Raw genomic sequence first — 14,256 nt, forward strand, 5'->3', positions numbered from 1 at the left:
CCCGGCAGAGGAAGGACTTCCGTGGACGATCTCTCGCAGCAGGTTTTTCTCAACTACATCGGCGGGGAATGGGTGGCCTGCGCTTCGGGCGTCACGGCGCCCAACCTGAACCCGGCCGACACGTCCGACGTGGTGGGGCGCTTCCAGCAATCGGACGCGGACGACGCCGCCCGCGCCGTGAAGGCCGCTGCGGATGCCTTCGCCGCCTGGCGCGACACGCCGATCTCCAAGCGTGCCGCCATCCTGTTCCGTGCCGCCCAGCACCTGGAAGACCACGCCGACGAGGTGGCGCGCGAGCTGACCCGCGAGGAAGGCAAGGGCCTGGCGCTGGCGCGCGACGAGGTCCTGCGTTCGGCCCAGACCATCCGCTTTTACGCGGTGGAGGGCCAGTCGTTCACCGGCGAGACCTTCGTCAACGACGATCCCGACATGGTGGTCTACAGCCAGCGCGAGCCGCTGGGGGTGGTGACGGTGATCTCGCCGTGGAATTTCCCGATCTCGATCCCGGCCCGCAAGATCGCGCCGGCGCTCATCACGGGCAACACGGTGGTGTTCAAGCCCTCGTCCGATGCGCCGCTGACCGGCTACCGGCTCACCGAGGCCTTCGTCGAGGCGGGCCTGCCGCCGGGCGTGCTGAATTTCGTGACCGGGCCGGCCTCGAAGGTGGGCCAGGCCATCACCACGGCGGCGGCGGTGCGCGCCATTTCCTTCACCGGCTCGACCGCGGCCGGCGAGCAGATCCATCGTGGCGCCGACCTGACCACGCGCACGCAGATGGAGCTGGGCGGCAAGAACCCGCTGATCGTGCTGGCCGACGCCGACCTGGATCGCGCGGTGGACCTGGCGGTCAAGGGCGGCTTTTCGCTCAGCGGCCAGGCCTGCACCGGCACCAGCCGCCTGCTGGTCGATCGCAAGGTGCTGGCGGCGTTCACCGACAAACTGCTGGCGCGCATGCGCAAGCTGACCATCGGCAACGGCCTGGAGGGCAATTTCGACCTGGGACCGCTGGCCACGCGTAAACAACTCGACACGGTGCTGAGCTACATCGCGGTGGGCAAGCAGGAAGCCACCCACCTGATCGGCGGCGAGCGCCTGGACGGTCCGGGCTTCGAGCGCGGCTATTACGTGACGCCGGCCCTGTTCACGGACGTGACGCAGCAGATGCGGATCGCGCGCGAGGAAATCTTCGGCCCCGTGCTGGCGCTGATCGCGGTGGACGGCTACGACGAGGCCATCGCTTGCGCCAACGACACCGAATACGGCCTGTCCGCGGCCATCGCCACCAGCGACGCGCGCTACGCCCACCGCTTCGCCCGCGACATCCAGGCCGGCACCGTCAAGATCAACCGCACCACCACGGGCAATCTCATCAACGCGCCGTTCGGCGGCCTGAAAAGCTCCAGCACGTCGACGTTCCGTGAATCGGGCCGGGTCGGGCTGGAGTTCTACACGCAGATCAAGACCGTCTACCGCGCCGGCTGACGGCGCCTTCGGAGAACAGACATGAAGCAGATTTATCGCCTGGAACTGGAAGAAGCCCGCGCCATGGTGCGCGCGGCCATCGCCCGCTCGGAGCAGATCGGCGTGCTGGAATCGGTGTGCATCGTCGACGACGGCGGCTATCCGATCGCGCTGGAGCGCATGGACGGCGCCCGCATCACCGGCCCGCAGATCGCCTGGAACAAGGCCTTCACCGCATCCGGGCACAAGCGCTCGACGCACCTGTTCACCACGCCGCCCAATGGGCCGGCGCTGCCCGGCAATGAGGCCTTCGGCATCCAGTGGAGCTTCGAGGGCAAGTTCGCCGCATTCGTGGGCGGCTTTCCCATCGTGGTCAACGACGAGGTCATCGGCGGCGTCGGCCTGAGCGGCGGCAACGGCGAGCAGGACACCCAGGCCGGCCTGGCCGCGTTGGGGGCGCTGGCCGAAATGCTGGAGCCGCGCGGCCTGAAGGTGCTGGTGCAGGCGGACATCAAGAAATAGGCGCTGTCGTCATGGCATACCGTGTCCAGATCCTCGAGACCGGGCAGGCTTTCATGGTCGCGCCGGATGAATCCGTATTGCAGGCGGCCGAGCGCGTCTCGGTGCGGCTGCCGCACGAATGTACCTTCGGAGGCTGCGGCACCTGCCGTATCAAGCTGGCCGAAGGGGTGGTCGACTACGAAGAATTCCCCATGGCGCTGACGCCGGAAGAGGCGGCCCAGGGCTATGCGCTGGCCTGCCAGGCGCGGCCGCGCAGCGATCTGTGCATCAGCGTCGCCAACCCGCGCCAATTCGCCGAGCCGCGGCGCCTGGACGCCACCGTGCACCGCATCGCCGCGCTGTGCGACGACGTCATCCACCTGACGCTGGCGCTGCCGCCGGACACGCCGCTGGACTACGCGCCGGGCCAGTACATGAACGTGGTGTTGCCCGACGGCGCCACCCGCAGCTTCTCGATGGCCTCGGCGCCCGCCGGCAACCTGGTGGATTTCCACGTGCGCCGCATTCCGGGCGGCCGCTACACCGACCAGTGGCTGGGACAGGCGCGGCCGGGCGCGGCGCTGGAGATCGAGGCGCCGCTGGGCGTGTTCGGCTATCACGAGGAAGATTGGCGGCCGATGATCATGATGGCCACGGGCACCGGCATTGCGCCGATCAAGGCGATCCTGGAATCGCTGCTGGACAATGACGACTGCCCGCCGGTGACGCTCTACTGGGGCATGCGAACCGAGGCCGACCTGTATCTGCGCGAGCAGATCGAAGGCTGGGCTGGCCGGCTGTACGAGTTCAATTTCGTGCCGGTGCTGTCGCGCGCGGGCGCCGATTGGCGGGGCCGGCGCGGCCATGTGCAACAGGCTGTGCTGGCGGACCACGGCGACCTGTCCGAACACGCCTTCTACCTGTGCGGCGCGCCGGCGATGGTCAGCGAGGCGACCACGCTGCTGGCGGGGCGTGGCGCCAGCCTCGATCACGTCTACGCCGACAGCTTCACCTTCCAGCACGCGCCGGCCACGGCGGCGATGCCGTAGGGCGGGCTGGCGCGGCGATCCCTAGCGGAACACCAACACCGGCAGCCTGGTGCGCGCCAGCACGCGCTGGGTCTCGCTGCCGAGCAGGAAGCCCGTCATGCCGTGGCGGCCGTGCGACCCCATCACGATCAGGTCGCAGCCGCGTTGCTGCGCCGTGTCGACGATGGCTTCGTGCGGGTGGTCGTTGACCACCACGGCCGTCTCGCACGGCACCAACGCGTGGCGCGCCTCGGTCTCCAGGCCTTCCAGGTAGCCGGTGGCGTTCTTGCGCGCCTGGTCGGTGTGCTGGGGTTGGTGGGCGCCCAGCATTTCCGCCTGGTAGACCGTCAGGTGGTCTTCCGGGATGGCGCGCAGCAGGGTGATGGCGGCGTTCATTTCCTTGGCGAAAACGAGCGCCTTTTTGAAGGCCGATTCGGACAGCAGGGAGCCGTCCACGGCGATGAGCAGATGCCTGTACATGTTGCGTCTCCTTTGAGAAAAGGAACGTCCAGCAAGGGCGAATCCAGTATAGGCCCGCCCCTGCCCGCAATCCAGTACCGCGTTCGGATGACTGTCTGGCGCCGCCCGCGCCCGCCCTGTCAGGCGCGGCGACGCAGGGTTTCCCCTTCCCCGTCCAGGCCGCGCGGCAGCGCTTCGATCAGGCTGCGCGTGTAGGGGTGGCGGGCCTCGCGCCACAGGGTGGCGTTGGGGCCTTCCTCGACGATGCGGCCGGCGTGCATCACCAGCACCCGGTCGGCCAGGTAGTGCACCACCGACAGGTCGTGCGAGATGAACAGGTACGACAGGTTGAACTCGGCCTTCAGGTCGACCAGCAGGTTCAGGATCTGCGCCTGCACCGATACGTCCAGCGCCGACACCGGTTCATCGCAGATCACCAGCGACGGCCGCAGCACCAGGGCGCGAGCGATCCCGATGCGCTGGCGCTGGCCGCCCGAGAACTCGCTGGGGTAGCGCGCCAGGGCGCTCTGCGGCAGGCAGACCGCGTCCAGCATGTGGGCGATGCGGCGGCGCCGTTCCTGGCGATCGGCCACGCGGTGGATGCGCAGCGCCGATTCCAGGATGTCGTTGACCGTGTGGCGCGGGTTGAGCGAGGCGTAGGGGTCCTGGAAGATCATCTGCACGCTCTGGCGGTAGGCGGCCAGGCCGCGCCGGTCCAGGCGCGACGTGTCCTGGCCGCGCAGCAGGATCTGTCCGGCGGCGGGCGTCAGCAGCCGCACCAGGGTGCGTGACAGGGTGGATTTGCCACAGCCCGATTCCCCCACCAGGCCCAGCGTTTCGCCAGGCGCGATCTGGAACGACACGCCGTCCACCGCGTGCTTGGCGCCCTGGGACGTGGCGTAGTCGACACGCAGGTCGCGCACCTGCATCAAGGGCAGGGGATGAGGATCGCCGGCGGTCGGGTCATTGGCCGCGGCCACGCGCGGGGGCGTCACCAGGCCGAATATGGGCCGGCCCGAGGCCGGATCGAGCCGCGAGCGGATTTCCGGCAGGCGTCGCTGGCGATAGTGGGTGGCGTCATCCAGCCGCAGCGAAGCGCCCAGCAGACCCTGGGTGTAGGGATGGCGCGGTCGCGACAGCAGCGTGGCGGCAGCGCCTTCCTCGACTTTCTCGCCGCCCACCATCACCGCCACGCGGTCGGCCCAGTCGCCCACCACCGCCAGGTCGTGAGTAATCAGCAGCAGGCCCATGCCGAGTTCCGATCGCAGGTCGTCCAGCAGCCGCAATATCTGCGCCTGCACCGTCACGTCGAGCGCGGTGGTGGGCTCGTCGGCCACCAGCAGCGCGGGTTCGCAGGCGATGGCGGCGGCGATCATGGCGCGCTGGCGCTGGCCGCCCGACAGCAGGTGGGGGTAGTCGTCGACGCGCCGCTGCGGCTCGGGCACGCGCACCAGGTCCAGCAGTTCTATCGCGCGTTGGCGCGCGGCCCGGGCCGAGGCGCCGCGATGCAGGCGCAGGGCCTCGCCGATCTGCTGGCCCAGCGTTAGCACCGGGTTCAGGCTGGTCATGGGTTCCTGGAAGATCATGGCGATGCGGTCGCCGCGCAGGGCGCAGCGTTGACGCTCGGATAGCGCCAGCAGGTCGCGGCCCTCGAACAGGATGCGGCCGCTGGCGCGGGCGTGGCGCGGCAGCAGGCCCAGCAGCGCCAACGCGGTGGTGGACTTGCCGCAACCGGATTCGCCCACCAGCGCCAGGGTCTCGCCGGCGGCGATGCGCAGGTCCAGTCCGTTGACGGCCTGATGGCCGGGGAAGGCCACGTTCAGCCCTTGGATGTCGATCAGTGTGCTCATGGGGAGGCAGTCGGTAGCGGGGCGGCGGGCGCCACGGCGGCGCGCCGCCGCAGCTTGGGATTGAGCGCGTCGTTGACGGCGTCGCTCAACAGGTTCAGGGCCAGCACGGCCGCCATGATGGTCAGGCCCGGCAGGGCGGTCATGTACCAGGCGGTGCGCAGCGCCTCGCGCCCGGCCCCGACCATGCTGCCCCAGCTGACCACGTTGGGGTCGCCCAGGTCGAGGAACGACAGGCCGGCTTCGGACAGAATGGCGTTGGCCACCAGAACGGCGGTGGTCACGATGATGGGCGGCAGGGCGTTGGGCAGGATTTCGCGGAACATGATGCGGGCGTGGCCGGCACCCAGCGCCTGCGCGGCGCGCACGAATTCGCGTTGGCGCAGGGTGATGAACTCGCCGCGGGTCAGGCGCGCGATGCCGGTCCAGGAGGTCACGCCCAGCGCGAAGATGATGGTCGACAGCGACGGCCCCAGGATCGCCACCAGCACGATCGCCAGCAGGAAAGACGGCACCGTCTGGAACAGTTCGGTCAGGCGCATCAGCACCGCGTCCACGCGCGGCCCGGCGTAGCCGGCAATGGCGCCCACCAGCAGCCCGAGCGCCAGCGCGATGGCGGCGGAGGCGCCGCCCACCAGCAGCGAGACTCGGGCGCCGTGGAACAGGCCGGCCAGGATGTCGCGGCCCATCAGGTCGGTGCCGGCCGGAAATTCCGCGTCGGTGCCGGGCCAGGTGAAGGGCGCGCCGACCATTTCCAGCGGGTCGCCCGGATACAGCCAGCCGGCCGTGGCGGCGGCGGCCACCAGCAACACCAGCACAGCCGCGCCGATGGCGGCGGAAGGCGCCCGCAACAGGCGCGCCAGAAACTTCAAGGCGTGCTTCATGCTTTCCTCACGCGCGGGTCGAGCAGGCCATAGCAGGCATCCACGGCGATGTTCATCACCGCCACCAGCGCCGCGCTCATCAGCAGGATGCCCAGCAGCAGGTTGACGTCGCGGCTGGCGATGGCCTCGAACGACAGTTGCCCCAGGCCGGGCCAGGCGAACACGGTCTCGACCACGATGCTGCCGCCCAGCAGCGCGCTGCTCTGCAGGCCGAGCATGGTGACCACCGGCAGGATGGCGTTGCGCAGCGCGTGGCGCCAGACCACCCGGCCCTCCCTGTTGCCGCGGGCGCGGGCGGTGCGGATGTAGTCTTCCTGCAGCGTCTCGATCATGGACGCGCGCGACAGCCGCGCGTAGATGGCGACGTAATAGATCGCCACCGTGGCCACCGGCAGCACCAGGTGCCGCGCGTAGTCCAGCCACAGCGCGCCGCCGGTATGGGCGGCGCCGACGTCGCGGATGCCGCCGACCGGCAGCCAGTCCAGGTGCACGCCAAAGCCGACGATCAGCATCAACGCCGTCCAGAACATCGGCGCCGAATAACCCGCCGTGGCCAGGCCGGACAGCAGCGTGTCCAGCAGCCCGTGCGGCCGCCGCGCCGCCAGCACGCCCAGCAGCACGCCCAATGCCACCGACAAGGCCAGGCCGGTGCCGATCAGCGCCAGGGTGGCCGGCAGGCGGCCGAAGATCAGGTCGGCCACCGGTTCGCCATAGCGGAACGAATAGCCCAGGTCCAGTGAAGCCAGGCTCTTGAGGTAATAGCCGAGCTGCGCCAGCAGGCCCCGGTCCAGGCCGTAGGCCTGGCGCAGCTCGGCCACGTGGGCGGGAGTGATGCCGCTGTTCTCGGCGGCGATCACGTCCACCAGGTCGCCCGGCACCAGCTTGAGCAGGAAGAAATTGGCGACCCCCGTGGCGGCCACCACGAACAGGATCTGCAGCAGGTAGCGGACGGGACGGGGCAGGCGCGCAAGCATATCGCCGGCCCCTCAGGCCTTGCCGAGCCAGACGTGGGCGAAGTTGTTGCGCGAGTGCGACGACGCGTCGGTCACGTTGCGCAACTGCTTGTCCCACACGCCGAACCAGCGGAACTCGAACAGGCCGATCAGCGGCAGGTCGCGCTGCGCCAGCCGCTGCAGCTCGTTGTACTGCTCGATGCGTTTTTGCGGATCGGTCTCGACCTGGGCCGCCTCGATGACGCGGTCCATTTCAGGATTGTTGTAGCCGGACACGTTGTACCAGGGCGTGCCACGCGCTTCCGCCTTGCTCCAGTAGCGCGTCTCCACGCCCAGCTGCGGGTCGATCAGCACCGTGCCCCACGAACTGATGAGCTGGAAGTTGTAGTCGGTGAAGACGTTGCGCGTCCAGGTGGCCAGGTCCAGGCCGCGCAGCGTCACGTCGATGCCGATCTTGCGCAGCGCCTGCCGCACGAACTCGCCGGTGCGGCGGTAGTCGTCGCCGAACGGAATGTAGTCGTGCGTCAGCGCGAAGCGCCAGCCGCCGGCGCCGCGCGGGTAGCCGGCCTCGTCCAGCAGTTTCTCGGCCAGCGCCGGGTCGTAGGGATACTGCTGCACGTTGGGGTTGTGATAGGGCTTGACCAGCGACGGCACCGGGCTGACGAAGGGCTCGGCATAGCCGTTCCACACGGTCTTGACCAGCGCCTGCTTGTTGACGGCGTGCGCAATGGCCTGGCGCACCTTGAGGTTCGACAGGATCGGGTCGCGCAGGTTGGTTTCCAGCCATAGCCAGGCCGCGAAGCCGTTGTAGCCGGCGGTGTCCACCGCCAGCTTGGGCAGTTTTGCGAGCCGGGTGGCGTCGGTGAAGGCGACCGGATTGCGCTCGCCATACGAGACCGCGCCCGTCTCCAGCGCGGTGGCGCGACCGGAGACGTCGGGCACGATCTTCCAGACGATGCGGTCCAGGAACGGGCGCTCGGGCTGCCAGTAGTGCTCATTGCGTTCGAGCACGATGTAGTTGCCGCGGTTCCATTCCTTGAAGACGAACGGCCCGGTGCCCACCGGTTTGTTGTTGTACGGATTGTTCTGGATGTCGGTGCCTTCGAACAGGTGGCGCGGCAGGATCGGCGCGCCCAGCGAGTCGATGGCGTTCAGCGCCACTGGCGTGGGCTGCGACAGGTGCAGCACCACGGTGTGGTCGTCGGGCGTTTCGATCCGCTGCAGGTACTGGAACACGCGGCGCGCGCTGGGCGCGTGCTTGAGCCAGACCTCTTCGGCCGACCATTTCACGTCGGCGGCGGTGAAGGGCTTGCCGTCGTGCCATAGCACGCCCTGGCGCAGCTTGAAGGTGAGGGCCTTGCCGTCTTCCGACACGCTCCAGCTTTCCGCCAGGACCGGCCGCGGCTTCAGGTCGGGGCCGTATTCCACCAGGCCGTCGAAGATCTTGCTCGCGACCGCGCCGGTAGGGGTGGAGGAGTTCAGGTAGAAAGCCAGCGTGGGCGGCTCGGGGTGCACCACCGCGTTCAGCACGCCGCCCTTGACCGCGCCGTCCAGCGTGTTCGGCAGGCTCTGCGTGTCGGCATGGGCGGGCGCCATGATCACGTTGGGAAAGAGGGCGCCGACGCCCATCAGCGCGCCGGCGCCCATCAGCCAGCGGCGCAGGGGGTTGACGGTATCCTGCGGCGCGTCGTTCTCGTGCGCCGGGGGCAAGGGCTGGGTCATGCGGATTCCTTCGGTCGTAAGGGGAGCGGCCGCGTCAGGCGGCCAGGCTGGTCAGGGAAGGCAGGTCGTCGGGCGCCACGCGCAGCAGGGTGGCGAGCAGTTCGCGCCGCCAGGCGTCGTACAGCGCCACGTGGTTGCGCGTGTCCAGGCCGGTGGCGCGCAGGTTCAGTTGCCAGGAGTCGCGCAGGTAGGGGCCGAGCAGACGCTGCACGTCCTCGTCGGCCTGGATCAGGCCCTGGGTCCACTCGTGGCGCTCGCTTTCGTCGGCGCCGGCCAGCTTGCGCAGCCACCATTGCGTGATGCGGATGCGGTGGGCTTCCTCGTCGGGCAGGATGCGGTTCTCGCCGAACTCGCGGTGGCCGAAGTCCAGCACCTTCGCGGTGCGGCGATTCACGAACAGCCGCGCCAGGATGTAGTGCTCGTAGTGGAACTGCCAGGCCAGGAAGTTCTGCCAGTTGCGCAGGGCGAAGCCGCCGACCAGGTCCCAGGCGTCGCGCACGCCCTGCTCGACCTCGGGCCTGGCATCGCGCTCCAGCAGCAGGCTGGCGCGCGCCAGCGAGAATTCGGCGTGGGCCGCGTCATCGCCCAGTTGGCGCGCCAGCGCGAACTGGAAATCGGTGTCGTCGCGGAACAGGCCGGCGATGGCATGTGCCGCCACCTGGGTGATGAACAGATCGTGCACGGTGTTCCAGATCGCGTATTCGCCGGCCGCCTGGCGCTCGGCGGCGGCGGCCAGGTCGCGAGGCGGATCGAGGCGCGCGGCGGGAATGTGCGGCGCGACCGCAAGGCGGATGTCGTCGAACAGGCGCGTTTCCAGCGCGCCGTCGTAATCCAGGGCAATGGGCAGATCCAGTACGGGCATGAAGGCGGCGCGGGTAGTCACGGAAAAGCTCGACTCTAAGCAAGCGCCAAAGCGCGCCGCAAACACTCTTTCGTGATTTGGATATGCCGGCGCCGGGGCTGCTAACAGTAGGGACGAAGGGGGGGCGGCGCATATACCGATTCCAAATATCCGCATGAGAAATCCGTCCTTCCAAGCGGCGTGGCGGGCCGATAGGCTGCTTCTTTCCCAACTGTCCGCACCCACCCATGCCGCAAGCCGCGAGTTCCTCCCTCCCGATCGATGACGACGAGGCTCCGCGCGTGGTGCCCGCCGCCCGCATCCGCAGCGACGGCGAGGCTATCGAAGCCGCGCAGGCGCTGGCGGCGGATTTCGCCCAGGGCGCGGCGCACCGCGACCAGACGCGCAGCCTGCCGTGGCGCGAGATCGAGCGCTACTCGGCCAGCGGGCTGGGCGGCATCACGGTGCCGCGCGAGTACGGCGGCGCCCAGGTATCCCATGTGACACTGGCGGACGTGTTCCGCATCCTCAGCGCGGCCGACCCGTCGCTGGGCCAGATCCCGCAGAACCACTTCGGTTCGCTCAACCTGCTGCGGCAGGTCGGCACTCCGGCGCAGAAGCGGCGCTACTACGAGGGCGTGCTGGCCGGCCGCAGGCTGGGCAACGCCGGGCCCGAGCGCCACACCCGCCATGCGCGTGACGTGCAGGCGCGGCTGGTGGCCGATGGCGACGGCTATCGCTTGTCAGGCCGCAAGTTCTATTCCACCGGCGCGCTGTACGCGCACTGGATCCCGACCAAGGCGCTGGATACCGAGGACCGGCTGGTGACGGTGCTGCTGGAACGCGGCGCCGCCGGCCTGACGGTGGTGGACGACTGGTCCAGCTTCGGCCAGCGCACCACCGCCAGCGGCACCGTGCTGTTGGACAACGTGCGGGTCGAGGCGGACAGTGTGTTGCCGGCCTGGAAACTGCAGGAGACTCCCGCCTTGCAGGGGCCGTTCGCGCAACTGATGCAGGCCGCCATCGACGCCGGCATTGCCGAGGCGGCCCTGAACGACACCGTGAAATTCCTGCGCGAGCGTGCCCGTCCCTGGGCCGAGGCCGGCGTCGAACGCGCCACGCAGGACCCCTATGTGATCGGCGACGTCGGCCGGCTGTTCATCGACCTGCACGCGGCGCAGGCGGTGCTGGCCGAGGCCGCGGCGCACCTGGATGAAGCCACGCCGCGCGCGCTCGGTGCCGACGACGTCGCCGCCGCCTCGATCGCGGTGGCGCGGGCCAAGGCGCTGACCACCGAGATCGCGCTGGCGGCCAGCGAAACGCTGTTCGAGCTGTCCGGCGCCCGTGCGTCGTTGGCGGAGTTCAACCTGGACCGCCATTGGCGCAACGCCCGCACGCATACCCTGCACGATCCGGTGCGCTGGAAGTACCACGCGGTCGGCGACTATCTGCTGAACGGCCGCCGTCCCAACCGTCATTCCTGGATCTGAGCGATGACCGACACAGCCATTTCCACTCTGGCGCCGCGACGCGCCGCCATCATCGGCAGCGACGGCGAGGCAATCGCGGTGGCGCGCGAGCTAGCCGCCGACTTCGCCCGCGAAGCCGCGCAGCGCGACCGCGAGCGCCGCCTGCCGCTGCCGGAGCTGGAGCGCTATTCGCAATCGGGTCTGTGGGGCATCACCGTGCCGCGCGAGCACGGCGGCGCCGGCGTGTCGCGCGTGACGCTGGCCGAAGTGACGGCCATCATCTCCGGCGCCGACGGCTCGCTCGGGCAGATCCCGCAGAACCATTACTACGCGCTGGAAGTGCTGCGGGTGAACGGCAACGCCGGCCAGCAGCGCCGCTTCTACGCCCGCGCCCTGGCCGGCGAACGCTTTGGCAACGCGCTGGCCGAAATCGGCACGCGCACGGCGGCCGAACGCCGCACCCGCCTGTCGGCCGACGGCGGCGGCTGGCGCATCAACGGCAGCAAGTTCTATTGCACCGGCGCGCTCTATGCGCAATGGATTCCCACCGCGACCGTGGGCGAGGACGGCCTGCAGCGGCTGGCCTTCGTGCGCCGCGACAGCCCCGGCGTGGAGGTGATCGACGACTGGTCGGGGTTCGGCCAGCGCGTGACCGGCAGCGGCACCGTGCTGTTCCAGGACGTGGCCGTGCCGGCCGAGGACGTGATGGTGCTGGTCGACCCTTCCGCGCCGCCCAACACCATCAAGCCGCTGGCGCAGATCATCCACGCCGCCATCGACCTGGGCATCGGCCAGGCCGCGCTGGCGGACGCGCTGGATTTCGTGCGCAACCGCTCGCGGCCGTGGATCGACGCCGGCGTCGAGCGCGCCGCCGATGATCCCTTGACCATCAGCGAGTTCGGCCGCTTGTCGATCCGCCTGGACGCGGCCCGCGCGCTGGTGGCGCGCGCCGGCCGCATCCTCGACGCCGCCACCGCCGACCCGCAACCTCACCTGGTGGCCGCCGCCGCCATCGCCGTGGCCGAGGCCCGCGCCCTGACCACCGAATCGGCGCTGGCCGCCAGCACCAAGCTGTTCGAACTGGCCGGCACGCAAGCCACGCTCGATCAGCTGAACCTGGACCGCCACTGGCGCAATGCGCGCACCCATACGCTGCACGATCCGGTGCGCTGGAAGCGCCACGCGGTCGGCAACTACTACCTGAACGACGCCGCGCCCGGCCGCGTCGGCACCACCTGATTCCCTCGGAACGGCACGCCATGGCGAAGAAGCAGATCCTCCTGAACGCGTTCAACATGAACTGCGTCGGCCACATCAACCACGGCCTGTGGACCCACCCGCGCGATACCTCGACGCAGTACAAGACGCTGGACTACTGGACCGACCTGGCGCGCCTGCTGGAGCGGGGCCTGTTCGACGGCCTGTTCCTGGCCGATATCGTCGGCGTCTACGACGTGTACCAGGACTCGGCCGACCTGACGCTGCGCGAGTCGATCCAGCTGCCGGTCAACGACCCGCTGCTGGCGGTGTCCGCCATGGCCGCCGTCACGCGCCACCTGGGCTTTGGCGTGACGGTGAACCTGACCTACGAGGCGCCGTACCTGCTGGCGCGCCGCTTCTCGACGCTGGACCACCTGACCGACGGCCGCATCGGCTGGAACATCGTCACCGGCTACCTGGAAAGCGCGGCGCGCGCCATGGGCCTGTCGGAACAGATCGCGCACGACGAGCGCTACGACCGCGCCGACGAGTTCCTGGAGGTGGCCTACAAGCTGTGGGAAGGTAGTTGGGACGACGACGCGGTGCGCGCCGACCGGCGCGCGCGTGTCTACGCGGACCCGGCCGCCGTGCGGCGCATCGATCACGAAGGCAAGTACTACAAGGTCCAGGGCTACCATCTTTCGGAGCCGTCGCGCCAGCGCACGCCGGTGCTGTACCAGGCCGGCTCCTCGGGCCGCGGCCAGGCCTTCGCGGCGCGCCACGCCGAATGCGTGTTCGTGTCGAGCCAGACCAAGGAAGGCCTGCGCAAACTGGTGGCGGGCGTGCGCGAATCGGTGGCGCGCGAGGGCCGCGACCCGCGCGACATCAAGTTCTTCATGGGCGTGACGGCGGTGGTGGGACGCACGGAGGCCGAGGCGCGCGAGAAGCACGCGGAGTACCTGCGCTACGCCAATCCGGAAGCGGGCCTGGCCCACTACGCCAGCTCCACCGGCATCGACTTCTCGCGCTACGCGGCGGACGAACCGATCCGCTACGTGAAGAACAACGCGATCGAGTCGGCGGTAAAGAACCTGACGGTGGCGCGCACCGACCGCACGGTGCGGGATCTGTTGGCCGACATGGCGCTGGGCGGACGCTATCCGGCGCTGGTGGGCAGCGCGTCGCAGGTGGCCGATGAGCTGGCGTCGTGGGTCGAAGAGACGGACATCGATGGTTTCAACCTGGCGAGGACGGTGACGCCGGAGTGCTATGCGGATTTCGTGGATCTGGTGGTGCCGGAGTTGCAGGAGCGAGGCGTGTACAAGACGGCTTATGCGGAGGGGACGTTGCGGGAGAAGTTGTTTGGGGCGGGGCGGGCGTTGCTGGCGGGGGGGCATGCTGCTGGGGAGTATCGGCGGGTGGGGGCTTAGGTTGTTTTTTGTTGGCGGGTGAGTTTTTGCTTCGTAGGTCGCCCCTCGGTCGGGCGGACCCGATGGCGGGCGCCCACGATTGCGGTCCGGAGCGTTCGCTCCGGACTGCCCCATCGTCATCCTCGTACGCCTTCGGCTCCCTACGGATTCCCTCGGGCGCATCGAGGTTGCCCGCCATCGGGTCCGCCCGACCGAGGGGCTACGTGCGTTTAGGCTTGTCGCGCTGCTAGACCTGTGTGCAGGGAATGGAATCTACGGGGCAGCCCATCGCGGCCGCGCGGGCGGCCACGATGAGCGTCTGTGTATTTGAAAGTGTTGCGGGTGCGCTGCGCGCTGGCGGTGGGCGGTTTTCTAATGGTTCCGCACGTCAGGGGAGGGGCGGTGGTGGTCGGCGCGGCATAAGGCATGTTGCGCGTGACGACCTCTCGCGCCGACCACAAACAGGCGGGGTGCCAACAGGC

At 69.4% G+C, this 14,256-nt stretch carries 12 protein-coding genes; 6 read left to right on the forward strand and 6 right to left on the reverse strand.

Annotation, left to right across the window (positions count from 1 at the left end):
- Positions 1-21: 21 nt before the first annotated feature.
- Genes AT699_RS01560 through AT699_RS01570 form a run of 3 tightly spaced genes read left to right on the forward strand, consistent with a single transcriptional unit; the run spans position 22 to position 3,011 of the window.
- Entirely contained in the window at positions 22-1,482 is a 1,461-nt protein-coding gene (locus AT699_RS01560; protein WP_024067495.1) for an aldehyde dehydrogenase family protein, read from the forward strand.
- Positions 1,483-1,503: 21 nt separating this feature from the next.
- Complete coding sequence (locus AT699_RS01565; RefSeq protein WP_006387292.1) at positions 1,504-1,983, forward strand: GlcG/HbpS family heme-binding protein; 480 nt, start codon at positions 1,504-1,506, stop codon at positions 1,981-1,983.
- Between the two features lie 11 nt (positions 1,984-1,994).
- Positions 1,995-3,011 carry a 2Fe-2S iron-sulfur cluster-binding protein gene (locus AT699_RS01570; protein WP_024067496.1) on the forward strand — a complete coding sequence of 339 codons (1,017 nt, stop codon included), beginning with the start codon at positions 1,995-1,997 and terminating at the stop codon, positions 3,009-3,011.
- A gap of 21 nt (positions 3,012-3,032) precedes the next feature.
- Here the strand turns inward: AT699_RS01570 and AT699_RS01575 are convergent, their stop codons facing one another.
- The 6 genes from AT699_RS01575 to AT699_RS01600 form a co-directional block, all read right to left on the reverse strand.
- The gene (locus AT699_RS01575) at positions 3,033-3,470 is read right to left on the reverse strand and encodes a universal stress protein (protein WP_024067497.1); all 438 of its coding nucleotides are present in this window, start codon (positions 3,468-3,470) and stop codon (positions 3,033-3,035) included.
- Positions 3,471-3,589: 119 nt separating this feature from the next.
- A complete protein-coding gene (locus tag AT699_RS01580; RefSeq protein WP_024067498.1) occupies positions 3,590-5,299 on the reverse strand; it encodes an ABC transporter ATP-binding protein in 1,710 nt (569 codons plus the stop codon).
- Positions 5,296-6,180, reverse strand: a complete 885-nt coding sequence (locus AT699_RS01585) for an ABC transporter permease (RefSeq protein WP_024067499.1) — start codon at positions 6,178-6,180, stop codon at positions 5,296-5,298. The genes AT699_RS01580 and AT699_RS01585 overlap by 4 nt, the downstream gene beginning before the upstream one ends.
- Entirely contained in the window at positions 6,177-7,154 is a 978-nt protein-coding gene (locus AT699_RS01590; RefSeq protein WP_006387297.1) for an ABC transporter permease, read from the reverse strand. The genes AT699_RS01585 and AT699_RS01590 overlap by 4 nt, the downstream gene beginning before the upstream one ends.
- A 12-nt stretch (positions 7,155-7,166) precedes the next feature.
- Entirely contained in the window at positions 7,167-8,855 is a 1,689-nt protein-coding gene (locus AT699_RS01595) for an ABC transporter substrate-binding protein (RefSeq protein ID WP_024067500.1), read from the reverse strand.
- 34 nt (positions 8,856-8,889) lie between these two features.
- The gene (locus tag AT699_RS01600) at positions 8,890-9,738 is read right to left on the reverse strand and encodes a hypothetical protein (RefSeq protein WP_024067501.1); all 849 of its coding nucleotides are present in this window, start codon (positions 9,736-9,738) and stop codon (positions 8,890-8,892) included.
- 206 nt (positions 9,739-9,944) lie between these two features.
- Here AT699_RS01600 and AT699_RS01605 point away from each other — a divergent pair, with 206 nt between their 5' ends.
- Genes AT699_RS01605 through AT699_RS01615 form a run of 3 tightly spaced genes read left to right on the forward strand, consistent with a single transcriptional unit; the run spans position 9,945 to position 13,795 of the window.
- Complete coding sequence (locus AT699_RS01605; RefSeq protein WP_006387300.1) at positions 9,945-11,186, forward strand: SfnB family sulfur acquisition oxidoreductase; 1,242 nt, start codon at positions 9,945-9,947, stop codon at positions 11,184-11,186.
- 3 nt (positions 11,187-11,189) lie between these two features.
- The gene (locus AT699_RS01610; protein WP_024067502.1) at positions 11,190-12,404 is read left to right on the forward strand and encodes an SfnB family sulfur acquisition oxidoreductase; all 1,215 of its coding nucleotides are present in this window, start codon (positions 11,190-11,192) and stop codon (positions 12,402-12,404) included.
- Positions 12,405-12,424: 20 nt separating this feature from the next.
- On the forward strand, positions 12,425-13,795 hold the full coding sequence (locus AT699_RS01615; RefSeq protein WP_024067503.1) for an LLM class flavin-dependent oxidoreductase: 1,371 nt from the start codon (positions 12,425-12,427) through the stop codon (positions 13,793-13,795).
- The last annotated feature ends 461 nt before the right edge of the window (positions 13,796-14,256 follow it).

This window comes from Achromobacter xylosoxidans (assembly GCF_001457475.1).
GTDB classification, from domain to species: Bacteria; Pseudomonadota; Gammaproteobacteria; order Burkholderiales; family Burkholderiaceae_B; genus Achromobacter; species Achromobacter xylosoxidans.

Excerpts from the sequence above, each read along its gene's own strand:
- AT699_RS01565 (WP_006387292.1), top strand. The coding sequence starts at position 1,504 with ATGAAGCAGATTTATCGCCTGGAACTGGAAGAAGCCCGCGCCATGGTG.
- AT699_RS01605 (WP_006387300.1), top strand. The coding sequence starts at position 9,945 with ATGCCGCAAGCCGCGAGTTCCTCCCTCCCGATCGATGACGACGAGGCT.
- AT699_RS01580 (WP_024067498.1), bottom strand. The coding sequence starts at position 5,299 with ATGAGCACACTGATCGACATCCAAGGGCTGAACGTGGCCTTCCCCGGC.
- AT699_RS01590 (WP_006387297.1), bottom strand. The coding sequence starts at position 7,154 with ATGCTTGCGCGCCTGCCCCGTCCCGTCCGCTACCTGCTGCAGATCCTG.
- AT699_RS01570 (WP_024067496.1), top strand. The coding sequence starts at position 1,995 with ATGGCATACCGTGTCCAGATCCTCGAGACCGGGCAGGCTTTCATGGTC.
- AT699_RS01575 (WP_024067497.1), bottom strand. The coding sequence starts at position 3,470 with ATGTACAGGCATCTGCTCATCGCCGTGGACGGCTCCCTGCTGTCCGAA.
- AT699_RS01615 (WP_024067503.1), top strand. The coding sequence starts at position 12,425 with ATGGCGAAGAAGCAGATCCTCCTGAACGCGTTCAACATGAACTGCGTC.
- AT699_RS01610 (WP_024067502.1), top strand. The coding sequence starts at position 11,190 with ATGACCGACACAGCCATTTCCACTCTGGCGCCGCGACGCGCCGCCATC.
- AT699_RS01585 (WP_024067499.1), bottom strand. The coding sequence starts at position 6,180 with ATGAAGCACGCCTTGAAGTTTCTGGCGCGCCTGTTGCGGGCGCCTTCC.
- AT699_RS01595 (WP_024067500.1), bottom strand. The coding sequence starts at position 8,855 with ATGACCCAGCCCTTGCCCCCGGCGCACGAGAACGACGCGCCGCAGGAT.